This window comes from Cryptosporangium sp. NPDC048952, assembly GCF_043197895.1.
GTDB lineage: Bacteria > Actinomycetota > Actinomycetes > Mycobacteriales > Cryptosporangiaceae > Cryptosporangium.
Genome location: NZ_JBICTY010000003.1, coordinates 98,133 through 119,227, shown reverse-complemented (window position 1 = coordinate 119,227; position 21,095 = coordinate 98,133). Strand labels below are relative to the sequence as shown.

The 21,095-nt window shown below is 69.5% G+C and carries 25 protein-coding genes; 5 read left to right on the top strand and 20 right to left on the bottom strand.

What is annotated here, in order from left to right; translation table 11 throughout:
* Positions 1 to 52: 52 nt before the first annotated feature.
* From nucS to ACGFY5_RS16640, 3 genes are all read left to right on the top strand, one after another.
* Positions 53 to 712 carry an endonuclease NucS gene (gene nucS / locus ACGFY5_RS16650; protein ID WP_392722483.1) on the top strand — a complete coding sequence of 220 codons (660 nt, stop codon included), beginning with the start codon at positions 53 to 55 and terminating at the stop codon, positions 710 to 712.
* Positions 713 to 735: 23 nt separating this feature from the next.
* Entirely contained in the window at positions 736 to 1,356 is a 621-nt protein-coding gene (locus ACGFY5_RS16645; RefSeq protein ID WP_392720696.1) for a DUF4126 domain-containing protein, read from the top strand.
* Between the two features lie 93 nt (positions 1,357 to 1,449).
* Positions 1,450 to 2,466, top strand: coding sequence for an arginase family protein (locus ACGFY5_RS16640; protein WP_392720694.1), 1,017 nt, complete (start codon positions 1,450 to 1,452; stop codon positions 2,464 to 2,466).
* On the opposite strand, the gene ACGFY5_RS16635 is transcribed toward ACGFY5_RS16640, so the two are convergent.
* The gene (locus ACGFY5_RS16635; RefSeq protein ID WP_392720692.1) at positions 2,451 to 4,451 is read right to left on the bottom strand and encodes a protein meaA; all 2,001 of its coding nucleotides are present in this window, start codon (positions 4,449 to 4,451) and stop codon (positions 2,451 to 2,453) included. The two genes, ACGFY5_RS16640 and ACGFY5_RS16635, sit on opposite strands and share 16 nt — an antisense overlap.
* Positions 4,452 to 4,542: 91 nt before the next feature.
* On the bottom strand, positions 4,543 to 4,827 hold the full coding sequence (locus tag ACGFY5_RS16630) for an STAS domain-containing protein (protein ID WP_392720690.1): 285 nt from the start codon (positions 4,825 to 4,827) through the stop codon (positions 4,543 to 4,545).
* A 171-nt stretch (positions 4,828 to 4,998) separates the two neighbouring features.
* On the opposite strand from ACGFY5_RS16630, the gene ACGFY5_RS16625 reads away from it, so the two are divergent.
* Positions 4,999 to 5,310, top strand: coding sequence for a hypothetical protein (locus ACGFY5_RS16625; RefSeq protein WP_392720689.1), 312 nt, complete (start codon positions 4,999 to 5,001; stop codon positions 5,308 to 5,310).
* On the opposite strand, the gene murA is transcribed toward ACGFY5_RS16625, so the two are convergent.
* The gene (gene murA, locus ACGFY5_RS16620; protein WP_392720687.1) at positions 5,307 to 6,590 is read right to left on the bottom strand and encodes a UDP-N-acetylglucosamine 1-carboxyvinyltransferase; all 1,284 of its coding nucleotides are present in this window, start codon (positions 6,588 to 6,590) and stop codon (positions 5,307 to 5,309) included. The two genes, ACGFY5_RS16625 and murA, sit on opposite strands and share 4 nt — an antisense overlap.
* An 80-nt stretch (positions 6,591 to 6,670) precedes the next feature.
* Here murA and ACGFY5_RS16615 point away from each other — a divergent pair, with 80 nt between their 5' ends.
* The gene (locus ACGFY5_RS16615) at positions 6,671 to 7,243 is read left to right on the top strand and encodes a cob(I)yrinic acid a,c-diamide adenosyltransferase (RefSeq protein ID WP_392720685.1); all 573 of its coding nucleotides are present in this window, start codon (positions 6,671 to 6,673) and stop codon (positions 7,241 to 7,243) included.
* Here the strand turns inward: ACGFY5_RS16615 and ACGFY5_RS16610 are convergent.
* From ACGFY5_RS16610 to rpmE, 17 genes are all read right to left on the bottom strand, one after another.
* The gene (locus tag ACGFY5_RS16610; protein WP_392720684.1) at positions 7,233 to 7,661 is read right to left on the bottom strand and encodes a DUF2550 domain-containing protein; all 429 of its coding nucleotides are present in this window, start codon (positions 7,659 to 7,661) and stop codon (positions 7,233 to 7,235) included. The genes ACGFY5_RS16615 and ACGFY5_RS16610 overlap by 11 nt on opposite strands.
* 28 nt (positions 7,662 to 7,689) lie before the next feature.
* Positions 7,690 to 7,974, bottom strand: coding sequence for a F0F1 ATP synthase subunit epsilon (locus ACGFY5_RS16605; RefSeq protein WP_392720682.1), 285 nt, complete (start codon positions 7,972 to 7,974; stop codon positions 7,690 to 7,692).
* A gap of 76 nt (positions 7,975 to 8,050) precedes the next feature.
* The gene (gene atpD / locus ACGFY5_RS16600) at positions 8,051 to 9,508 is read right to left on the bottom strand and encodes a F0F1 ATP synthase subunit beta (protein ID WP_392720680.1); all 1,458 of its coding nucleotides are present in this window, start codon (positions 9,506 to 9,508) and stop codon (positions 8,051 to 8,053) included.
* The gene (locus tag ACGFY5_RS16595; RefSeq protein WP_392720679.1) at positions 9,508 to 10,440 is read right to left on the bottom strand and encodes a F0F1 ATP synthase subunit gamma; all 933 of its coding nucleotides are present in this window, start codon (positions 10,438 to 10,440) and stop codon (positions 9,508 to 9,510) included. The genes atpD and ACGFY5_RS16595 overlap by 1 nt, the downstream gene beginning before the upstream one ends.
* Before the next feature lie 3 nt (positions 10,441 to 10,443).
* Positions 10,444 to 12,066, bottom strand: a complete 1,623-nt coding sequence (gene atpA / locus ACGFY5_RS16590; protein ID WP_392720677.1) for a F0F1 ATP synthase subunit alpha — start codon at positions 12,064 to 12,066, stop codon at positions 10,444 to 10,446.
* A gap of 83 nt (positions 12,067 to 12,149) precedes the next feature.
* The gene (locus ACGFY5_RS16585; RefSeq protein ID WP_392720676.1) at positions 12,150 to 13,052 is read right to left on the bottom strand and encodes a F0F1 ATP synthase subunit delta; all 903 of its coding nucleotides are present in this window, start codon (positions 13,050 to 13,052) and stop codon (positions 12,150 to 12,152) included.
* Positions 13,052 to 13,618 (bottom strand): F0F1 ATP synthase subunit B, encoded by a 567-nt coding sequence (locus ACGFY5_RS16580; protein ID WP_392720675.1) that lies wholly within the window; start codon positions 13,616 to 13,618, stop codon positions 13,052 to 13,054. The genes ACGFY5_RS16585 and ACGFY5_RS16580 overlap by 1 nt, the downstream gene beginning before the upstream one ends.
* Before the next feature lie 5 nt (positions 13,619 to 13,623).
* On the bottom strand, positions 13,624 to 13,827 hold the full coding sequence (gene atpE, locus ACGFY5_RS16575) for an ATP synthase F0 subunit C (protein WP_073250254.1): 204 nt from the start codon (positions 13,825 to 13,827) through the stop codon (positions 13,624 to 13,626).
* 73 nt (positions 13,828 to 13,900) lie between these two features.
* Positions 13,901 to 14,692 (bottom strand): F0F1 ATP synthase subunit A, encoded by a 792-nt coding sequence (gene atpB / locus ACGFY5_RS16570; RefSeq protein WP_392720673.1) that lies wholly within the window; start codon positions 14,690 to 14,692, stop codon positions 13,901 to 13,903.
* The gene (locus ACGFY5_RS16565) at positions 14,689 to 15,129 is read right to left on the bottom strand and encodes a hypothetical protein (RefSeq protein WP_392720671.1); all 441 of its coding nucleotides are present in this window, start codon (positions 15,127 to 15,129) and stop codon (positions 14,689 to 14,691) included. Before ACGFY5_RS16565 ends, atpB begins: the two co-directional genes overlap by 4 nt.
* Positions 15,129 to 15,602 (bottom strand): hypothetical protein, encoded by a 474-nt coding sequence (locus tag ACGFY5_RS16560; RefSeq protein ID WP_392720669.1) that lies wholly within the window; start codon positions 15,600 to 15,602, stop codon positions 15,129 to 15,131. Before ACGFY5_RS16560 ends, ACGFY5_RS16565 begins: the two co-directional genes overlap by 1 nt.
* Positions 15,603 to 15,818: 216 nt before the next feature.
* Positions 15,819 to 16,409: a phosphotyrosine protein phosphatase gene (locus ACGFY5_RS16555; RefSeq protein ID WP_392720668.1), complete on the bottom strand. Its 591-nt coding sequence runs from the start codon at positions 16,407 to 16,409 to the stop codon at positions 15,819 to 15,821.
* Positions 16,406 to 17,101 carry an L-threonylcarbamoyladenylate synthase gene (locus ACGFY5_RS16550; RefSeq protein WP_392720666.1) on the bottom strand — a complete coding sequence of 232 codons (696 nt, stop codon included), beginning with the start codon at positions 17,099 to 17,101 and terminating at the stop codon, positions 16,406 to 16,408. The genes ACGFY5_RS16555 and ACGFY5_RS16550 overlap by 4 nt, the downstream gene beginning before the upstream one ends.
* On the bottom strand, positions 17,098 to 17,961 hold the full coding sequence (gene prmC / locus ACGFY5_RS16545) for a peptide chain release factor N(5)-glutamine methyltransferase (RefSeq protein WP_392720665.1): 864 nt from the start codon (positions 17,959 to 17,961) through the stop codon (positions 17,098 to 17,100). Before prmC ends, ACGFY5_RS16550 begins: the two co-directional genes overlap by 4 nt.
* A 10-nt stretch (positions 17,962 to 17,971) precedes the next feature.
* Positions 17,972 to 19,405, bottom strand: coding sequence for a polyprenol phosphomannose-dependent alpha 1,6 mannosyltransferase MptB (mptB, locus tag ACGFY5_RS16540; RefSeq protein WP_392720663.1), 1,434 nt, complete (start codon positions 19,403 to 19,405; stop codon positions 17,972 to 17,974).
* Positions 19,406 to 19,526: 121 nt separating this feature from the next.
* A complete protein-coding gene (prfA, locus tag ACGFY5_RS16535) occupies positions 19,527 to 20,603 on the bottom strand; it encodes a peptide chain release factor 1 (protein WP_392720662.1) in 1,077 nt (358 codons plus the stop codon).
* A gap of 82 nt (positions 20,604 to 20,685) precedes the next feature.
* The gene (gene rpmE / locus ACGFY5_RS16530) at positions 20,686 to 20,916 is read right to left on the bottom strand and encodes a 50S ribosomal protein L31 (protein WP_392720661.1); all 231 of its coding nucleotides are present in this window, start codon (positions 20,914 to 20,916) and stop codon (positions 20,686 to 20,688) included.
* Positions 20,917 to 21,095: the final 179 nt, after the last annotated feature.

Below are 21,095 nucleotides of genomic sequence, written 5' to 3'. Positions count from 1 at the left end.
CCGACTGGCCGTGTTGCACGCCGCCGCGCGGGATGGCCTAGCCTGGTTCGCCGTGCGCCTGGTCATTGCCCGCTGCTCCGTCGACTACATCGGTCGACTCACCGCCCACCTCCCGCCTGCGACGCGGCTGCTGCTCGTCAAGTCCGACGGTTCGGTGTCGATCCACGCCGACGACCGGGCCTACAAGCCGCTGAACTGGATGAGCCCGCCGTGCCGGCTGGAGGAACAGCCCGGCGCCTGGACGGTGATCAACAAGGCCGGTGAGGAGCTCCGGATCACGATCGAGGAGGTGTTCCACGACTCGACCCACGATTTGGGCATCGACCCCGGCCTGGTGAAGGACGGCGTGGAAGCCGACCTGCAGCGCCTGCTGGCCGAGCACATCACGACCCTCGGCGACGGCTACACGCTGATCCGCCGCGAGTACCCCACCGCGATCGGCCCGGTGGACATCCTCTGCCGGGACGCGACCGGCGGCACCGTCGCGGTGGAGATCAAGCGACGCGGCGAGATCGACGGCGTCGAGCAGCTCACCCGCTACCTGGAGTTGCTCAACCGTGATCCGCTGCTCGCGCCCGTCGCCGGTGTGTTCGCCGCACAGCAGATCAAACCGCAGGCGTCGGTACTCGCCGCCGACCGCAGCATCCGGTGCGTGACGCTCAACTACGACGCCCTGCGCGGCATCGACGACAGCGACGGGAAACTGTTCTAGCTTTCGAGCCCTACCGTGGACTCGTGTTCGAACTCCTGACCGGTACCGGCCTCGCCGCCTCGTCCGGTCTCAACGCCTACATTCCGCTGCTGACGCTCGGTCTGCTCTCGCGCTTCACCGACACGGTGACGCTGCCGGCCGGCTGGCAGTGGCTCGACGGCGGCTGGGCGCTGGTGATCCTCGCCGTCCTGCTCTGTGTCGAGATGGTCGCCGACAAGGTGCCGATCGTCGACTCGATCAACGATGTCGTGCAGACCGTCGTGCGCCCGACCGCGGGTGGCCTCGCGTTCGGAGCCACCGCGACGTCGGACTCGGTGACGGTGAGCGACCCGGGCAGCTTCTTCTCGGGTGGGGCGTGGGTGCCGGTCGCCGTCGGTGTCGTACTCGCGCTGATCGTGCACGCCGGTAAGGCCACCGCGCGACCGGCCGTGAACGCCGCGAGCGGGGGGTTCGCCGCACCGGTCGTCAGCACGCTGGAGGACGTCGCCGCGCTCGGTATGTCGCTTCTCGCCCTCCTCGCGCCGATCCTCGTCGTCGTCGCGCTGGCCGTGATGATCGCGTTCTTCTGGTGGGCTTTCCGCGCAGTGCGTGCACGGCGCCGCCGGAAAACCGAGCGTTTTCACTCTCAGACTTCACTTAGGTAACATTTGGGACCACCTCACTCCTCCAGGTGTAGCCCGGAGCAGAGGAGTCATGTCACGGTCGGAGACAGGGGTACGACCGTCCTGGGGGGCTTGATGGAGATCGACATCGTCAGCGTGCCGTTCAGCGCTACCGGTAGAGCCGGCGGCGCGGCGGCAGGGCCGGCCGCCGTGCACGCGCAGGGGCTCATTGGACGGATCAGGGAGGCGCTGCCGACCGGCTGGACCCCGTTCGAGACCTCTCCGGTCATCGGCGGCGAACGGTCGCTGATCCGCAGCTCCGAGACCGGCCTGCTCAACGAGGCCGCGCTCGCCGCGATGATCGACGGCGTGGCCGACGCGGTCTCCGCGAGCCACACCGACGGGCACCTCCCCCTGCTGCTCGGTGGCGACAACCCGATCCTGCTGGGCGGCCTGGTCGCCACCGGGCACCGCGCGAGCGAGTCCGAGTCGCCCGGCACGGCCGGCCTGCTGGTCCTGGCGGGACGGGAGTCCGCCTGGCCGCCGGACAAGTCGCCGACCGGGCTGGCGTCGGACTGCACGCTCGGCCTGGCGCTGCTCGCACAGACCAACGCGGTGCTCTCCAACGGCCTGTCCCGACGGTTGCCGCTGGTCCCTCCCGGTGCGGTCGCCGTGCTCGGCGCCCGGGACGGCGCCGAGCTCAGTGCGGCGGGCATCCCGTCGCTGTCGGGCAGCATCCTGGTCAAGTCCGACGAGGACCTCGGCGCCAACGCCGCACAGCCGGCCACCGGCCCCGCGCTCGCGCGGCACGTGTCGGAGGCGATCGAGCACATCTCGCGCACGGCCGACGACTGGTGGCTGCACGTCGACCTCACCGTGCTCTCGACGCACGCCCTGCCCCACGTCGGCTCCGCACTCCCCGGCGGCCTGTCGTGGGAGCAGCTCACCGCGATGACCCGGGCCGCGCTGGGAACACCCGGCCTGGTCGGCTGGAGCGTCACCGGGTACGACGCCGACAACGACATCGAGCGGATCGGCGCGGCGCACCTCGCCGACTACCTGGTCGCGTCCGTGGGCGCGCTGCCGGTGAAGACCGCTACGCCGTCGGGGTCGGCCCTGGACGCACTCACCCAGACTCAGACCGCCGTCTGAATCTCGTTGATCACCGTGACGATCTCGTCCATGATCTCGTTCAAGCCGTAGTCCTTCGGCGTGAACACCCGCGCGACACCGGCCGCCTTGAGCATCGCGGCGTCGTCCTCCGGGATGATGCCGCCGACGATCACCGGCACGTCGTCGAGGCCCGCCGCGCGGAGGCCCTCGATCACCGTGGGCACCGCGAGCGCGTGCGCCCCGGAAAGGATCGACAGGCCGACGACGTGCACGTCCTCGGCGACAGCCGCCGCGACGATCTGCGCGGGCGTCAGCCGGATCCCCTGGTAGACCACTTCGAAGCCGGCGTCGCGCGCCCGCACGGCGATCTGCTCGGCGCCGTTGGAGTGCCCGTCCAGGCCAGGCTTGCCGACGAGCATCCGCAGCCGACCGCCGAGTCGCTCGCCAGTGGAGCGGACCCGTTCCCGGACCGCGGCGAGCGCATCCTGGCCGGCCGCGGGGCTCGAGGCGGCGGAGACCCCGGTCGGCGCCCGGTACTCGCCGAAGACGTCCCGCAGGACGTCCGCCCACTCCCCCGTCGTGACGCCGGCCCGCACGCACGCGAGCGTCGGTTCCATCAGGTTCGTGCCGTTCTTGGCGGCGTCGGCGAGGGCGACCAGCGTGGCGTCGACGGCGTTCTGGTCACGGTCGGCCTTCCAGGCCGCCAGCCGCTCGCACGCCGCCTGCTCGACGCCGGCGTCGACGGTGAAGATGGCTTTTTCGGTGCCACCGCCGGCGGTCAGCGGGCTCGGCTCGGTCTCGGTGTACTTGTTGACGCCGATGATCGTGTCGTCGCCGGCCTCGACGCGGGCGCGCCGCTCGGCCAGTGAGCGCACGAGTTCGCCCTTCATGTAGCCGGACTCGATCGCCGCGACCGCGCCGCCGATCTCCTGCACCCGGGCGATCTCGGCCCGAGCGCCGTCCAGAATCGACGCCACCTTGGCCTCGATCACTGTCGAGCCGTCGAAGATGTCGTCGTACTCGAGCAGGTCGCTCTCGAACGCGAGCACCTGCTGCATCCGGAGGGCCCACTGCTGGTCCCAGGGGCGGGGCAGGCCCAGCGCCTCGTTCCAAGCCGGCAGCTGAACGGCCCGGGCGCGTGCGTTGCGCGAGAGTGTCACGCCGAGCATCTCCAGCACGATCCGCTGGACGTTGTTCTCCGGCTGCGCCTCGGTCAGGCCGAGCGAGTTGACCTGGACGCCATAGCGGAACCGCCGGTGCTTGGGGTTCTCCACGCCGTACCGCTCGCGCGTGACCTCGTCCCAGAGCTGGGCGAACGCGCGCAGTTTGCACGTCTCCTCGATGAACCGCATCCCCGCGTTGACGAAGAACGAGATGCGCGCGACGACGTCACCCATCCGCTCCTGCGGCACCTGCCCGGCGTCGCGGACCGCGTCGAGTACCGCGATGGCTGTGGACATCGCGTAGGCGACCTCCTGCACCGGCGTCGCACCGGCCTCCTGCAGGTGGTACGAGCAGATGTTGATCGGGTTCCACTTCGGCAGGTGGACGACCGTGTGGGCGATCATGTCGGTGATCAGCCGCAGGCTGGGCCCCGGCGGGAACACGTACGTGCCCCGGCTCAGGTACTCCTTGATGATGTCGTTCTGCGTGGTGCCGGTGAGGTCTTCCAGCTTGGCGCCCTGCTCCAGCGCAACGGCCTCGTAGAGCGCGAGGAGCCACATCGCTGTCGCATTGATCGTCATCGACGTGTTCATCTTGTCGAGCGGGATGCCGTCGAACAGGATCTGGGCGTCGCCGAGGTGCGAGATCGGCACGCCGACCTTGCCGACCTCACCGCGGGCCAGCTCGTGGTCCGGGTCGTAGCCGGTCTGCGTCGGCAGGTCGAACGCCACCGACAGGCCGGTCTGGCCCTTGGCCAGGTTGCGCCGGTAGAGCGCGTTGGACGCGGCCGCCGAGGAGTGCCCGGCGTAGGTCCGCATCACCCACGGACGGTCACGATCCGGCGAGGACGGGTACGGCATCGGGCACCTCCGGCGTCGGTGCCGCAAATTCTACTGACGAGTAACCGCTGAACCGCCATGGCGCACGCCACACGTTGCCTGGTGTATCGAGTCAGACGAGCATCTCGGTCGTCAGGACCCGGTGCAGGCCGAGGGCGCGGAGCAGGCGGGCGACCCGGGGCGGCACGTTCCGCAGCAACAGCTGGCGTCCCGCACCCGCCGCCCGGCGCTCGACACCGAGCAGCATGCCCAGTCCGATCGCGTCGACGGTCTGGACGCCGGTGAGGTCGAGGATCAGCGGGCCGGAACCCGATCGCAACGCCTCGTCCAGACACCCTCGCAACGAATTGACGGTGGCCGCATCGAGCCGCGGACCGGCGACGACCAGCTGGCTCATCCGGAGCCCCCTCTAGTACCCGGCTGCACTAACAGCGCATCATGCTGCATTATCCATTAACAAGCAGCAATTAGGGCAATCCTGGCTTAGGACATCAGCCCACCCAAACAGGTGAAGCTCAGCAGCACTTTCGGCATCGTCAGCCTGGCTCCCGGCTGGCACACTGGAGACGTGACGGGGTTCGCGGCCGTGGTCTTCGCCTTCGTGGTGGTGGCGTTCCTGGCCTTGATGTTGCGGTGGACGTACGGAACGGGCCGAATCTCCGGCCCGTCGCCGGACGGGAAGAGCTCCGACTTCGGCCTGCTCCACGAGGTCGCCGTCGGCAATTCGGCCGGTGAGGCCAACGCGCTACGCGCCGTGCTCTCCGACGCCAACATCCGCTCGACCACCGCCGACGCCGGCCGCGGCCGCGTCCGGGTGCTGGTGTTCGCGGCCGACCTCCAGCAGGCCCGGACCCTGGTCGGGCCCGGGAGCACCCACTAGAACTCTTCGTCCTCCACCGTGATGCGCTCGATCGTCGCGCCCAAGCCCCGCATCTGGCTCAGGAAATCGGGGTAGCCGCGGTCGATGTGGAACGCGTCGGCCACCTCGGTCACACCGTCGGCGCGCAGGCCCGCGATCACGAGACCGACGCCCGCGCGGATGTCGGTGGCGCGGACCGGAGCACCGGACAGCCAGTCCTTGCCGCGGACGACCGCGTGGTGGCCGTCGGTGCGGACGTCCGCACCGAGGCGCAGCATCTCGTTGATGAACATGAAGCGCGCGTCGAACACGTTCTCGGTGACCATCGACGGCCCGTCGGCCACCGCGCCGAGCGTGATCGCCATCGGCAGCATGTCGGTGGCGAAGCCCGGGTAGGGCAGCGTCACGATGTCGACGGCGCGCGGACGCCGCTCCATCCGGACGCGGAAGCCCTCGGCGGGCTCCATCGGATCGAGGAAGTCGATCTGCGCACCGGCCTGGTTGAGCTTGTCGAGCGCGATCTCCAGGTGACGCGGTTCGCCGCGGCGCACCGTGATGTCGCCCTGGGTGATCGCGGCCGCGAACGCCCACGTGCCGGACACGATCCGGTCGGGAACCGTGCGGTGCGTGACCGGACGCAGCTCCTCGACGCCCTCGACCTCGAGCGTCGACGTGCCGGCGCCGGTGATCTCGGCCCCCATCTCGCTGAGCATCGAGCAGATGTCGACGATGTCGGGCTCGCGGGCCGCGTTGTCGATCACCGTGGTGCCCTTGGCCAGCACGGCGGCCATCAGGATGTTCTCGGTGGCACCGACGCTCGGGAAGTCCAGCCAGATGCGGGCACCGTGCAACCGGGACGCGCGCGCCACCACGAAGCCGTGCTCGCTGGTGATCTCCGCGCCCATCCGCTCCAGGCCGGCGATGTGGTAATCGAGCCCCCGCGATCCGATGGCATCACCGCCCGGGTGGGGCACACGCACCTCACCGCGCCGGGCCAGCAGGGGGCCCAGGACGTTGATCGAGGCGCGCATCCGGCGAACCAGGTTGTAGTCGGCCTCGGTACCCGGCTGCTCCGGCACGTCGATCGTCAACGTGTCGTCCTCGAGCGTCGCTTCACAGCCCAGACGCCGGAGCACCTCGCTCATGATCGTCACGTCGAGAATGCGGGGGACGTTCGTGAGCACCGTGCGGCCCTCGACGAGCAATGAGGCCGCCATCAGCTTCAGGACGCTGTTCTTGGCACCACTGACCGTGACCTCGCCAACCAGCGGGGTCCCACCTGTCACACGAAATAGCTCCACCGGGCCATCCTACGGGCCTGCGGGAAGTGCTCTGCGTCATGTCCACAACGGTCTGGCCGTCCGGTGGATAACCTCGGAGAATGGCCGTGCACCTGACTCGTATCTACACCAAAACCGGCGATTCCGGTACGACTAACCTCGGCGACATGAGCCGCGTCCCCAAGACGCACCCCCGGATCGGGGCCTATGCCGACGTCAACGAGGCGAACGCGGTCATCGGTGTGGCGCTCGCGCTCGGTCAACTCAGCTCGGAGCTGGCCGGCGTCCTGCGTCCCATTCAGAACGACATGTTCGACGTCGGCGCCGATCTCGCGACGCCGGTCGATCCCGAACCGAAGTACCCACCGCTGCGGGTCACGGAGGCACAGGTCGAGCGCCTCGAGGGCTGGTGCGACGAGTTCAACGCCCGACTGCCCAAACTCGACAGTTTCATCCTGCCGGGCGGCACGCCGGGAGCCGCACTGCTGCACCAGGCCACCACCGTCGTCCGGCGCGCCGAGCGGTCCACCTGGACGCTGCTCGAGGCCGAGCCGGATACCACGCATTCGCTCCCGGCCAAGTACCTGAACCGGCTGAGCGACCTGCTGTTCATCCTGTCGCGCGTCGCGAACGAGGGAAACGACGTCCTCTGGCGCCCCGGCGCTAGCGCGTAGGGAAGGAACCTGGAGCGGCCGACTCGAGCCAGCTCAGGAAGCCGGTGAGCGCGCTGCCGCTCATCGCCAGTTCGACGGGACCGTGGCGGTCGGTGCACTCCAGCACCACCGACCCGGTCATCAACGCGAGCGTCTCCTGCTCGCTGGGGTCACGCCGCCCGACCACCACCAGTTCCCGGCGGGTCAGGACGCGGCGCGGCCACGGGGAAAAACTGAAGAGGCGGTACCAGCGCAGCTGGTCACCGGAGAACCGGGCGAGCCCGAGGGCCCACCCGCGTCCGAGGCGTGCCCGGTAGAGGCGCACCGACAACTCCACCGCCCCGTTGCGGGTGATCAGCACCCGCCGGACGAACAACACCGCCAACAGGCCGAAGCCCAGCACGAACAGGAGCGCGACGCCTTCGAGCACAGTCGCCATACGCCGTGCTCCCCCGCGCCCCTGGGCCTCAGTACTGCCCGGCGGGAGCACCCTCGGGGGTGCTCACGGTCTCGGCAAGCACCGAAACGCCTTCCGAGGTGACCGACAGGAAGCCCCCGTGCACCGTCCAGCTGTGCTCGCCGTCCGTGGCGCGCACGCGCACCTCGCCCGGGTCGACCAGCTCACCGAGCAGCGGCGTGTGCCCCGGCATGATGGCCAGTTCGCCCTCGGTCGTGCGAGCGATCAGGATCGATGCCTCGCCGGACCAGATCTTCTCTTCGACGGACACGACCTCGACCTGCAGATCCGCCACGACAGACTCCTCGATTCGTTCGGACGCGGGTCCCGAGCCGACGGCCCGGGACCCGCGGGTCAGACGTTCAGCGAATTCACTCCTTGGCGAGCTCGGCCGCCTTCTTCTCCACGTCGTCGATGCCGCCGCACATGAAGAACGCCTGCTCCGGGTACTTGTCCAGGTCACCGGCGGCGATCGCCTTGAACGCCTCGATGGTGTCCTTGATCGGCACCGTCGAGCCGGGGATGCCGGTGAACTGCTCCGCCGCGTAGGTGTTCTGCGACAGGAACCGCTCGATCCGACGGGCCCGACCGACGAGGAGCTTGTCCTCCTCGGAGAGCTCGTCGATACCGAGGATCGCGATGATGTCCTGGAGCTCCTTGTACCGCTGGAGGATCTCCTTGGTACGCGCGGCCACCCGGTAGTGCTCCTCGCCGACGTAACGCGCGTCGAGGATCCGGGAGGTGGAGTCCAGCGGGTCGATCGCCGGGTAGATGCCCTTGTCGGAGATCGCCCGGGACAGCGTGGTGGTCGCGTCGAGGTGCGCGAACACCGTGTGCGGCGCGGGGTCGGTGATGTCGTCGGCGGGAACGTAGATCGCCTGCATCGAGGTGATCGAGTGACCGCGCGTCGACGTGATGCGCTCCTGCAGCTGGCCCATCTCGTCCGCCAGCGTGGGCTGGTAACCCACGGCGGACGGCATGCGGCCGAGCAGCGTCGACACCTCGGAACCGGCCTGCGTGAACCGGAAGATGTTGTCGACGAACAGCAGCACGTCCTGGTTCTGGACGTCGCGGAAGTACTCCGCCATCGTCAGCGCGGCGAGCGCGACCCGGAGGCGCGTGCCCGGCGGCTCGTCCATCTGGCCGAAGACCAGCGCGGTCTTCTCCAGAACGCCGCTCTCGTCCATTTCCAGGATGAGGTCGTTGCCCTCGCGGGTGCGCTCACCCACGCCGGCGAACACCGAGACGCCACCGAAGTTGTTGGCGACACGGATGATCATCTCCTGGATGAGCACCGTCTTGCCCACGCCGGCACCGCCGAACAGGCCGATCTTTCCACCGCGCACGTACGGCGTCAGCAGGTCGATCGCCTTCAGACCGGTCTCGAAGATCTCGGTCTTGCTCTCGAGCTGATCGAAGGCCGGCGGGTCACGGTGGATCGGCCAGCGCTCGGTGACCTCGAACTGCTCGCCCTCCTTGAGGTTGAGCACCTCACCGAGCGCGTTGAACACGCGGCCCTTGGTGATGTCGCCGACCGGAACGCTGATCGGCGCGCCGGTGTCGATGACCTCGGCGCCCCGGACCAGGCCGTCGGTGGGCTGCATCGAGATCGTCCGGACCACGTTGTCACCCAGGTGCTGGGCGACCTCGAGGGTCAGGGTCTTCGCGATGCTCTCCACGTCGACCTTCACGTGCAGGGCGTTGTTGAGGTCGGGAATCGCGTTCTTGGGGAACTCGACGTCGACGACGGGGCCGCGCACGCTTACGACGCGGCCGCTGGCGGCCTCGGACTCCGTCCCGGCCGTGTTCTCAACAGTGGTGGCAGTCATCAGTCGTCACTTCCTGCAGTGGCGAGAGCGTTGGAGCCACCAACGATCTCACTGATCTCCTGGGTGATCTGGGCCTGGCGCGCCGCGTTGGCTTCGCGGCTGAGGCTCTTGACGAGTTCACCGGCGTTGTCGCTCGCCGACTTCATCGCCTGCCGGCGCGACGCCGACTCCGAGGCCGCGGACTCCAGCAGAGCCGCGTAGATGCGGGTGTTCAGGTACTTGGGCAGCAGCGCCGACAGCAGCTGCTCGGGCTCCGGCTCGAACTCGTAGATCGGCCGCGGCCCCTCGGGGTGCGCCTCCTCCGAGACGTCCATCGGCGCGAAGCGGTGCGCGACCGGACGCTGGGTGATCATCGAGACCAGGTCCGTGGAGACCAGGTGCAGCTCGTCCACCCCGTGCACGCCGTCCAGGCCGGGCCCGTCCAGCGTGTCGTCCGCGCCGGCCAGGAAGGTCTGCACGAGGAACTCGCCGACCTCCTTGGCGTCGTCGTAGTCCGGCGACTCCGAGAAGCCCGTCCAGGACCGCTCGATGTCCCGGTTGCGGAACCGGAAGTACGCCGCGCCCTTACGGCCGATCACGTACAGAACCGGCTGCTGACCCTCCGACTGGACCTGAGCGATGAGCTGCTCGGCCCGGCGGATCACGTTGGCGTTGTAGCCACCGGCCAGGCCGCGGTCACTGGTGATGAGGAGGATCCCCACCCGCTTGATGCGCTCCCGTGCGTTGAGCAGCGGGTGGTCGATCGACGACGAGTTCGTCGCGAGCGCGGTGAGCACCCGGGTGATCGCCTCGGCGTAGGGACGCGACGCCTCGACCCGGGCGCGCGCCTTCGCGATCCGCGAAGTGGCGATCAGCTCCTGCGCCTTGGTGATCTTCTTTGTCTGCTGAACCGACTTGATCCGGCGTCGCAGCACCCGAAGCGAGGCGGGCACGGATCAGCCCTCCTGATCGGTGTGTCGGGTGACGCTCTCGGCCGAGTCCTCGTCCTTCGCCTCGATCACCTGGTCGCTGCTCGCACCGACCTCGAACTGCTGCTTGAACTCGGTGATCGCGTCGGTGAGCGACTGCGCCGTGTCGTCCTCGAGCTTGCCGGTGCTCTCGATCGTCGAGAAGATGTCGGCCTTGTTCCGGCGGATGAAGTCGAGGAACTCGGTCTCGAACCGGCGGATGTCGGCGACCGGGATGTCGTCGAGCTGACCGGTGGTACCGGCCCACACCGAGACGACCTGCTCCGGGACCGAGAACGGCGAGTACTGGGGCTGCTTGAGCAGCTCGACCAGACGCGAACCGCGCTCCAGCTGGTTGCGCGACGCCCGGTCCAGGTCGGAACCGAACGCCGAGAAGGCCTCCAGCTCGCGGTACTGAGCCAGGTCGAGGCGGAGACGACCGGCGACCGAACGCATCGCGCGGACCTGCGCCGAACCACCCACGCGCGACACCGAGGTACCGACGTTGATGGCGGGGCGGACACCGGCGTTGAACAGGTCGGTCTCGAGGAAGACCTGGCCGTCGGTGATCGAGATGACGTTGGTCGGGATGAAGGCCGAGATGTCGTTGGCCTTCGTCTCGATAATCGGCAGACCGGTCATCGAGCCGCCACCCAGCTCGTCGGACAGCTTCGCGCAACGCTCGAGCAGCCGCGAGTGCAGGTAGAAGACGTCACCCGGGTAGGCCTCACGGCCCGGCGGGCGGCGCAGCAGCAGCGACACGGCCCGGTAGGCCTCGGCCTGCTTCGTGAGGTCGTCGAAGATGATCAGGACGTGCTGGCCCTGGTACATCCAGTGCTGGCCGATGGCCGAACCGGTGTAGGGGGCGATGTACTTGAAGCCCGCCGGGTCGGACGCCGGAGCAGCGACGATCGTCGTGTACTCCATCGCGCCGGCCTCTTCGAGGGCGCCGCGCACCGAAGCGATCGTCGAGCCCTTCTGGCCGACCGCGACGTAGATGCACTTGACCTGCTTCTTCGGGTCGCCGCTCTCCCAGTTGGCCCGCTGGTTGATGATCGTGTCGATCGCCACCGCGGTCTTGCCGGTCTGACGGTCACCGATGATCAGCTGCCGCTGGCCCCGGCCGATCGCGGTCATCGCGTCGATGGCCTTGATGCCGGTCTGCAGCGGCTCTTTCACGGGCTGGCGCTGGACCACCGTGGGGGCCTGCAGCTCCAGGATCCGGCGGCCTTCCGCCTGGATCTCGCCCTTGCCGTCGATCGGGTTGCCCAGCGGGTCGACCACGCGGCCGAGGAAGCCGTCACCGACCGGCGCGGACAGGATCTGCCCGGTCCGGCGGACCGTCTGGCCCTCCTCGATACCCGCGAAGTCGCCGAGGATGATGACACCGAGCTCGCGGGGCTCGAGGTTGAGCGCCATCCCGAGGGTGCCGTCCTCGAACTGCAGCAGCTCGTTGGTCATCGTCGAGGGGAGGCCCTCGACGTGGGCGATGCCGTCGCCGGTATCGGCGACCACACCGACCTCCTCGCGGGAGACCTCGGGTGAATAGGAAGAGACGTAACGCTCGATCGCGCCGCGGATCTCCTCGGAGGAGATGGTCAGCTCGGCCATCTGATAGTTCCTCGATCTCGTCTTGTGGTCAGCGACTGAGCTGACCGAGCCTGCACGTCTGGTAGGTGGGATGCCGCGGTGCGTCAGTTCGCCAGCGCGCCGCGCGCCTGCTCGAGGCGTCGGGCAACGCTCCCGTCGTACAGGTCGTCACCGACCCGTACCGTCACCCCACCGAGTAGCGAGGGGTCGACCTCGACCTTCAACGACACCGATCGCCCGTAGATCGCGGCCAGACGCGCAACCAACCGCTCCTCCTGCGCAGGAGTCAACGGTGCGGCTGCTGTCACATACGCTATCTCGCGGTCGCGCCGCGCGGCCGTCAGCTCGACGAGACGCTGCAGCGATGCGTCGAACCCGCGGCCGCCGAGGCCGTGGACGGCGACGGCGGCCAGGCGCACGGTCACCGGGTTCGCCTGGCCTTCGAGCAAGCCCGTGGCCAGCTCCGTCCGCTGCTCGACCGGCGCCGTGGCGTCGGCGAGCAACTGCCCGAGCCGCGGGGTGCCGTCGACGATGCGCGCGAAGCGGAACAGCTGGTCCTCGACGTCGGCCAGCGAATCGGTGGCCTCCGCCTCGGTGAGCTCGGCGTCGACCGCCAGCAGTTCGACGGCGTCGACCAGGTCGTGTGCCCGCGACCACCGGGCCGCGACAGCGGCCCGGAGGACGGTGAGCGCACCCGCGCCGACCCGCTGACCCACCAGCGCCTCGAGCAGGCCCGTACGGGCCTCCTCCGGCTTGGTGTTGTCGGCCAGCGCGCGCCGCAGCCCGGGCTCGCGCCCGAGCAGGGCGGCAGCCGACCGCAGGTCCGCGGCGAGCGCGACCCGGTCGACTCCGGCCGGCGCCGAGGCACCGGCGGCGCCCGCCGGACGGGAACCCGCCGGGTAAGCACCGCCCGGCGCCGTCTCGGCGGCCGGAGCGGCTCCGGCCCGGGTGATCTCGGCCAGCTGCGACCGAATCCCGGCCAGGGAGTCCCGGCTAGCGCCCTGCATCAGCGCCGCCCCCCGGTGGTGGTGGTCGTGTCGAGGTCGTCGAGGAACCGCTCGACCGTGCCGGTGCGCCGGGCCTCGTCGGCCAGCGACTCACCGACGATGCGGCCGGCCAGGTCCACCGCGATACGGCCGATGTCGGCACGGATCTCGGTGACCAGCCGCTGCCGCTCGGCAGCCAGCTGCTCCTCGCCACGCTCGACGATGCGAGCGGCCTGCTCCTGGGCCTCGGCCCGCATTTCCTCGATGATGCGTGCGCCCTCGGCGCGCGCATCCTCGCGGATGCGGCCGGCCTCGCCCCGCGCGTCGGCCAGCTGCGCCCGGTACTGCTCGAGCGCTGCCTTGGCCTCGGCCTGAGCCTCTTCGGCCCGCTTGATCCCGCCTTCGATCGCTTCCGAGCGCTCCGCGTACGTCTTCTCGAACATCGGGTAGACGAACTTCGCGAGGAACCAGAAGAGCAGAGCGAATGCGATCAGTCCGACGATGAGCTCGGACGTGTGCGGGAGGAGCGGGTTTACCTCGCCGTCCTCGGACGCGAGGAGAGTCACGATCTCCGTCGTCGCTGACATGGTCGTCAGAGCGCGAACGCGAGACCGATACCGATGATGGCAAGCGCCTCAGCCAGGGCGAAGCCCAGGATCGCGATGCCCTGGAGCGTGCCCCGGGCCTCGGGCTGGCGAGCCACACCGGCGATGTACGCGGCGAAGATCAGGCCGATACCGATACCCGGACCAATGGCGGCCAGCCCGTAGCCGACCATGTTCAGGTTGCCTTCCATTGCTGCGTTCCCTTCTCGATGGGTGAATGGCCGCCGCTGCGGGGTGGGTTGCGCGGCGGGCGGTAATTCAGGGTCAGTGCTCGGCTTCCATGGCGCCGGCGATGTACAGCGCCGACAGCAGCGCGAACACGTAGGCCTGCAGGATCTGGATGAAGCCTTCGAAGAAGGTCAGGACGATCCCGCCGAGGAAGCCGACCGGGCTCAGGAACGGCAGCGCCCCGGTGCCCTCGGTGAGCATGTACTCGCCACCGAGGATGCAGAGAAGCAGCACCAGGTGGCCGGCGAACATGTTCATCGAAAGACGAAGGGCGAGCGTGAACGGCCGGATGATGAACGTGGAGAAGAACTCCAGCGGGGCCAGCAGGAAGTAGATCGGCCACGGCACCCCAGGCGGGAAGCACATGTTCTTGAAATAGCCGACGAAACCCTGCCGACGGATACCGACGGCGTTGTAGATGATCCAGGAGATCACCGCGAGGAACGCGGGAATCGCGATCTTCGACGAGGCCGGGAACTGCAGCACCGGAATGATGCCGGAGATGTTCAGTATCAGGATGAAGAAGAACGTCGTGACGATGTACGGCACGAACTTCTTGCCGTTCTTCACGCCGATCGAGTCGAGCACGACGCTGTTGCGGACCAACCCGTAAGCCTGCTCGCCGGCGAACTGCAGTTTGCCCGGGACGAGCTTCGGGTTACGGGCGGCGGCGTAGAACAACGCAGCGACCACGATGGTGCCGAGCACGATGATCAACATCGGCTTCGTGAACTCGAAGCCCGCGACCGTGAAAAGCGGCGGGAACTCGAAGTCGGCCGGGCCCGGCGCTTCGAATCCCGGCCCGGCGGCAAGGAGCTGGGTGCTCACGGCTTCTCCTCCTCGGCGGTGGTGTCTGACGACGGCGGCGGCCCTGACGGTCGCTCGGCGCGCCGTGCTCCCGAAGCGTTCCGGGAGCGGTTCGGAGCCGAGGCGCGTGGCAGATCAGGCTGGGCAGCGGGCATCGAAGTCGATGACCCGGATTGCGGCCTACCGTACCGGATGTATGTCAGCCAGATTCCGAGCACCCCCCCGATGATGAATCCGACTCCGATGAGTGCAGGAATGTCCAGCCAACGCGCCGCCAGCCATCCGATGCCGCCCCAAATCGTGACGCCGGAAATGAGGTAACTCACCACGTGCCACGGATCGACCGCGGGCACTGCTGAGGCCTCCTGCCAGCGCTTACGCTCCCTCTCGGCGGCGTCACTCTCAGGCACGTCAGGGTTGACTTCCAGTGATCGTTCTTCGTGGTCGGCATCGGCCATCATCGGCCACCTCCCACTGTTCGAGTCGGCGTCGAATTGTTGTCGTCCGGCGCTGTCGTCGTTGTTTCTTTAGTGTTCACGTCCGACGACTCGTCGTCGATTACCTCAGAGGTCGTATTGCTCGATGCGGCGGCGGCGAGATGACGACGTAGCGCCATCGCATTCCACACCAACGCACCGGCGATCACGACGACACCGAGCGCTCGGGCGTCCAACCAGTGTTGGTCTTTGAGAGCGACCAGAGCCACCAGGAGCAGGACGACCCGGAACACGTAGTTGATGCCGAGCACGAGATAGGCGAGACCCGGCGCGAGTTGCGCGTCGACCAGGAATGGCATCCGGCCCGCGGCCAGGAACAGCACGACCAGCACCAGGCCGACGGCCGCACCGGCCAGCGCCTCGGTACCGCCGAGAGCGAAGGCTCCGCCCAGCAGTACGACGAGGATCGCGAGTGCGAGAGGTGCACGAGACATGAGGCGGCTCCGGTCGGCGCGGCGCTTCGGTGCGCCGAGTTCGTCGGTCGGGGTCGTCAGGGCGGCGTTCAGCGGGTGCAAATCGCGTATCTGACTAGCTCGTGAAACGTATCACGAACGCTCGTACCGTGTTTTCGCGGGGGTCCGGGCATGCCTTCGGACCACCCTCGCGAGTGGCTCGGGCCACCGTACTCGCCCCGCGCCACTCCGTGGGGGCTACTCCCCCGACAGTCGGTCGGCGAGCACTGTCACCGCGTCGTCGATTTGGTCGGCCACCGCGGTGAAGTACTCGGGTGCGCGGCCCCACGGGTCGGGGACCTCGTCGGACCTGTGTGCCTTTTTGGGCTCCGCCCCGTCCCGCAAGCGGTCGGCAGCGGCCACCAGGGCCCGGCCACGCGCCACGAGGTCGCCCGTCGGCAGCTCGTCCTCCGGAACCCGCGCGGCCAGGCGAGCGAACTCACCGAGGACGAAAGTGTGCGGTGCGGCCGCCGGGTCCATTTCGGAGATGAACTCGACCTGCTCGATCGTTGCGGTGAGAGCCAGATCCGTCTGCTCGGCGAGCATCGCGGTGGTCAGCATCCGGGCGCTGAACCCGGCCGGGTCTCCCCCGCGGGCCAGCACCTCCTCCGCGGACTGGACGTGCATCGGCTCGCCCTCGTGCCACGCACCGGTGCCGGCGCCGTGCACCACGACCAGATCGCTGTTCTCCAGACGCTCCTCGAGGCGCAGCCGCAGCAGCCGCTCGGCCATCGGCGACCGGCAGATGTTGCCCATGCAGACCATCAGGACACTGAAACGGTCGCTCATGCTTCGGTGGCCGCCGGTACCGCCGGCTCGTCGTCGGGGCCGTGGCCGTCCTTGTCGAGCAGGGTCGGCACGACCTCGCGCAGCGTCGCCAGGTCGAGCGCACCCTGCCGCAGCACGCGCGGCACCTCGCCGGTGACGTCGACGATCGTCGACGCGACCGGGTCCCCGCAGGAGCCGGCTTCCAGATACACCTCGACGAGCCACCCGAGCTGGTCGCGCGCCTCCTCGGCAGTGGTGGCCGGCGGCTGCCCCGACACGTTCGCGCTGGACACCGCCATCGGGCCGGTGGCTTCGAGCACCTCGAGCGCGACCGGGTGCAGCGGCATCCGGACGGCAACCGTGCCGTCGGCGTCGCCCAGGTCCCAGGCCAGCGACGGCGCCTGCTCGACGATGATGGTCAGACCGCCCGGCCAGAACGCGTCGACCAGGTCGTGCACCGTCGGCGGCACCGCCATCACCAGGCCGTCGAGCGTCCGTCGGTTCCCGACCAGGACCGGCACCGGCATGTCCCGCCCGCGCTGTTTCGCGGTGAGCAGCGAATCCACTGCGGTCGGCGTGAACGCGTCCGCACCGATGCCGTAGACGGTGTCGGTCGGCAGCACGATCAGGTCACCGCGGCGTACGGCGTCGACCGCCGCGGCGATTCCGGCCGTGCGATCGGCCGGGTCGGAGCACTGGTAGGTCCTGGTCACCCGGCCAGCTTACGGCGGCGCGCGGTGGTGAAGCGGGGACGGTCGGCGAGGTCCCGGTTGTCCACGACGTCCTCGAACTCCGGGCGGCGTCGGACCAGCGCGGGCAGGGACCCTCCCTGCACGTCCGCGTGCTCGATACCGATGACGCCGCCCGGTCGCAGCAGCGCGGCCGCCCGGTCGAGCAGCAACCGGACGACGTCCAGCCCGTCCGGACCGCCCCACAGCGCGGCCGCGGGGTCGTGGTCGGCCACCTCGGGGCTCACCGTCGAGCCGTCCGGTACGTAGGGCGGATTCGTGACGACGACGTCGACGGTGCCGTCGAGCTCGGCGAGCACATCGGACGCCGTGGCGTCGCCGTGGACCAGCGTCACCGGCCGGTCCCCCGCGGCGCGGCGGGTCTCGGCGTTGCGCCGCGCCCAGGCCAGCGCCAGCTCCTCCCGCTCGACGCCGAAGACCGTGGCGTCCGGGCATTCGTTGGCGACTGCGAGCGCGATGGCTCCCGATCCACTGCACAGGTCGACGACGATCGAGCCCTTGGCGTGCTCGATGGCCCACCCCGCCAGCAGCTCGGTCTCCGGCCGGGGAACGAACACCCCGGGCCCCACCGCGAGCTCCAGGTGGCGGAAACCGGCCAGGCCGGTGAGGTGCTGCAGCGGCACCCGCCGGGCGCGTTCCGCGACGAGCTCGTCGAAGCGGGCCACTGCTGCTTGGTCGAACCCGTCGGCCAGCAACAGCCGACTCCGCGGGACGCCGAGCACGAACGCGGCGAGCTCCTCGGCGTCGAACCGCGGTGACGCCACACCGGCGTCGGTCAGCCGGCGGACGGCACCGGAGAGCGCAGGGGCCAGCGGTGTCTGCACGGGAGAAACCCTATGCGGTGTCGACCACGGCGGCCGGTGCCGGTGCCGGTGCCCACCGTGGGGTCAGCGCCGGGAACACCGTCCGCACGGCGTCCACGACCACCAGCGACAGGCACAGCGGGACGGCGAGCACGCTCCAGAGCGTGCCGCCGAGCTGATCGGGGACCGCGCTGAAGCAGAGTGCGGCGCCCAGCACGACCGCCCAGCGGCGGGCGCGGGCACCGGAACAGGCCGCCAGCAGGACGCCACCCCAGACCACGTACCAGGCGTGCATCACCGGCGCCGAGGACGCGAGCACGAGCAGCGCGGCACCGACCAGCGCGCCCGCCTTGCGCCAGTTCGGCTCGGCACCGGCCCGCCAGAGCAGCCCCGCGATCGCGATCGCCCCCGCGGCCGCGACGACGGACCGGGCCAGCGCCAGCGTGTCGGTGAACGACACCGATCCTCCGGTGACCAGGTACAGCAGAGAGCCGACCAGCGACGCCGGCGCCCAGTAGATGCGGATGCGCCCCGGCACGTCCATCGCGCTGAGCCAGCCCCACCCGTGCGGAACGAGCAGCGAGCAGCCGAGCACCACGATCCCGATCGTCGCCACCGCCGCCATGCGGCGCCGCATCGGAACCGGTTGCCGCACCAGGTGGGCGAGCAGGTAGCCGACGAGCAGGATGCCCGGCAGCTTCACCGAGAACGCGCACGCGGCGGCCAGCGCGGCGACGAGGTACCAGCGCCGCCGAACCGCATAGATCGTCACCGCGGCCATCAGCCCGAGTAGGGCGTCCAGATGGGCACCGCCGACGAGGTGGACGACGACCAGCGGGTTCGCCGCGACCAGCGTGAGCGCGAGCGCCCGCTCGTCCGGGGGCGCGAGCCTCGTCACGAGCACCGCCACCGCGACGACGGCCACCAGCACCAGTCCGCGTAACAGCAGCGCCGCGACCGAGATGTGCCCGGCGGAGAGCGTCACGACGCCGTGCAGCGTCGCGAGCATCAGCGGGCCGTACGGCGCCGGGGTGTCGCGCCAGACCGGCGAGACCGGGTCCAGGATGTGGCCGGGGCCCAGCAGCGACGGCCCGTACGAGTAGGGGTCCAGCCCCTGGCCGACCATGATGCCCTGGGCGAAGTACGACCAGACGTCGAGGCTGAGCACCGGCGGCGCCAGCAGCATCGGCGCGGCCCACCACGCCGCGATCGTCGCGACCGTGCTGACGTCGACCGAGCGGGCCTCCGCGAGCCGGTACAGCCGCAGGAACGCCAGCGCCAGCACGGCGAGGCCGAACAGCGCCAGCACGGCCCAGCCGACCGGGTGATGGGCGTCGGGACGCCACAGCGCCAGCGGGCCGTCGGGCGGGTTCGCGCCGGTAGCCGTGCCGGCACGCGTGACGCCGATCGCGATCGCGACGGAGGCAAACGTTCCAGCCCAGGTGATCCTGGATAAGACGGACACGGCGCTCCTCGCGGGATTGCTCAATCAGTCGGCAGACACACCCAGCCAGACTTGTGAGCAACCCGGACGGCGGCGGAGTGGCCGTACGGTAACGCAGAAATGAAAATGCTCGGGCCCCGTCCTAGTCCGCTGACGCCAGGCGAGCCGCGTTGTCGGCCTCGACGAGTGCGTTGAGCACCGCATCGAGGTCTCCGTCGAGCACCTGGTCGAGGTTGTAGGCCTTGAAATTGACCCGGTGGTCGGAGATCCGGTTCTCCGGGAAGTTGTACGTGCGCACCCGCTCGGAGCGGTCGACAGTGCGCACCTGCGAGCGCCGGGCGTCGCTCGCGGCGGCGTCCGCGTCGGCCCGGGCCTGCGCCAGCAGCCGGGCCCGCAGGATGCGCAGCGCGGACTCCTTGTTCTGCAGCTGCGACTTCTCGTTCTGGCAGGACACGACGATGCCCGTCGGCAGGTGCGTGATGCGCACCGCCGAGTCGGTCGTGTTGACGCTCTGCCCACCCGGACCGGAGGACCGGTAGACGTCGATCCGCAGGTCGTTGGGGTCGACGGTGACGTCGACCTCCTCGGCCTCCGGCATGACCAGCACACCCGCGGCCGACGTGTGGATCCGCCCGGCGGACTCGGTGACCGGCACCCGCTGCACGCGGTGGACGCCACCCTCGAACTTCAGCCGCTCCCAGACGCCACCCTCGGCACCCGCCCGGCTCTTCACCGCGACCGAGACGTCCTTGTAGCCGCCGAGGTCGGAACCCGTCGAGTCGATGACCTCGGTCTTCCACCCCTCGCGCTCGGCGTAGCGCAGGTACATCCGGAGCAGGTCGCCGGCGAACAGCGCGGACTCCTCGCCGCCCTCTCCGGCCTTGATCTCCAGGATGACGTCCTTGCTGTCGTCCGGGTCGCGCGGCAGGAGCTGCTGACGCAGCTTCGCCTCCAGCGCCGGGAGCCGCTCGGCCAGCTCGTCGGCCTCGGCGGCGAACGCCTGGTCGTCGGCGGCCAGCTCGCGGGCAGTCTCCAGGTCACCCTGCACCGCTTCGATCTCGCGGACCGTGGCCACCACAGGGCCCAGCTCGGCGTACCGGCGTCCGAGCTCGCGGGCACGGCTCTGGTCGGCGTGGACCGCCGGGTCGGCCAGTTCCTGCTCGAGCGACGCGTATTCGTCGAGGATCGTGCTCAGCCGGTCGGTACGGGTGTCGGTCATCGTGTCTCTCTCGTAGCGACTTCCGGGACGAAAACAAAGCGCCCGCCTGCCCTTTTCAGGGCAGGCGGGCGCTTTCGGGACGCTACTTGTCGGACGCGCCGGCAGCCTGGCGCTTGCCGAAGCGACGCTCGAACCGAGCCACGCGGCCACCGGTGTCGAGGATCTTCTGCTTACCCGTGTAGAACGGGTGGCACTGCGAGCACACGTCGGCGTTGATCGTGCCGCCGGTGGCGGTGCTGCGCGTGGTGAACGTGCTCCCGCACGAGCAGACGACCTGCGTCTCGACGTACTGCGGGTGGATGTCGGGCTTCATGGTTCCTCTTCTCTCGTGGTGCCGGGTCGCCGGGGTCCAGGTGGAGCGCAGCGTGAACCGGCACCGATGAGGTCCAGTGTGTCAGACGGACAACCACATCGGGAAACCACGCATTCCCCGCTGGTCAGGATCGCTTCAGGCGCGCCCTGATCCAGGCGCTCAGGCCCGTGGCGCTGCGG

Coding starts and splice junctions, on each gene's coding strand:
- prfA (WP_392720662.1), bottom strand. CDS start 20,603: ATGACCGACACCCGTACCGACCGGCTGAGCACGATCCTCGACGAATAC.
- ACGFY5_RS16610 (WP_392720684.1), bottom strand. CDS start 7,661: ATGGCGACTGTGCTCGAAGGCGTCGCGCTCCTGTTCGTGCTGGGCTTC.
- ACGFY5_RS16635 (WP_392720692.1), bottom strand. CDS start 4,451: ATGCCGTACCCGTCCTCGCCGGATCGTGACCGTCCGTGGGTGATGCGG.
- ACGFY5_RS16580 (WP_392720675.1), bottom strand. CDS start 13,618: ATGTCAGCGACGACGGAGATCGTGACTCTCCTCGCGTCCGAGGACGGC.
- ACGFY5_RS16615 (WP_392720685.1), top strand. CDS start 6,671: ATGGCCGTGCACCTGACTCGTATCTACACCAAAACCGGCGATTCCGGT.
- rpmE (WP_392720661.1), bottom strand. CDS start 20,916: ATGAAGCCCGACATCCACCCGCAGTACGTCGAGACGCAGGTCGTCTGC.
- atpE (WP_073250254.1), bottom strand. CDS start 13,827: ATGGAAGGCAACCTGAACATGGTCGGCTACGGGCTGGCCGCCATTGGT.
- ACGFY5_RS16565 (WP_392720671.1), bottom strand. CDS start 15,129: ATGGCCGATGCCGACCACGAAGAACGATCACTGGAAGTCAACCCTGAC.
- ACGFY5_RS16555 (WP_392720668.1), bottom strand. CDS start 16,409: ATGAGCGACCGTTTCAGTGTCCTGATGGTCTGCATGGGCAACATCTGC.
- ACGFY5_RS16585 (WP_392720676.1), bottom strand. CDS start 13,052: ATGCAGGGCGCTAGCCGGGACTCCCTGGCCGGGATTCGGTCGCAGCTG.
- ACGFY5_RS16560 (WP_392720669.1), bottom strand. CDS start 15,602: ATGTCTCGTGCACCTCTCGCACTCGCGATCCTCGTCGTACTGCTGGGC.
- atpA (WP_392720677.1), bottom strand. CDS start 12,066: ATGGCCGAGCTGACCATCTCCTCCGAGGAGATCCGCGGCGCGATCGAG.
- ACGFY5_RS16640 (WP_392720694.1), top strand. CDS start 1,450: ATGGAGATCGACATCGTCAGCGTGCCGTTCAGCGCTACCGGTAGAGCC.
- atpD (WP_392720680.1), bottom strand. CDS start 9,508: ATGACTGCCACCACTGTTGAGAACACGGCCGGGACGGAGTCCGAGGCC.
- ACGFY5_RS16630 (WP_392720690.1), bottom strand. CDS start 4,827: ATGAGCCAGCTGGTCGTCGCCGGTCCGCGGCTCGATGCGGCCACCGTC.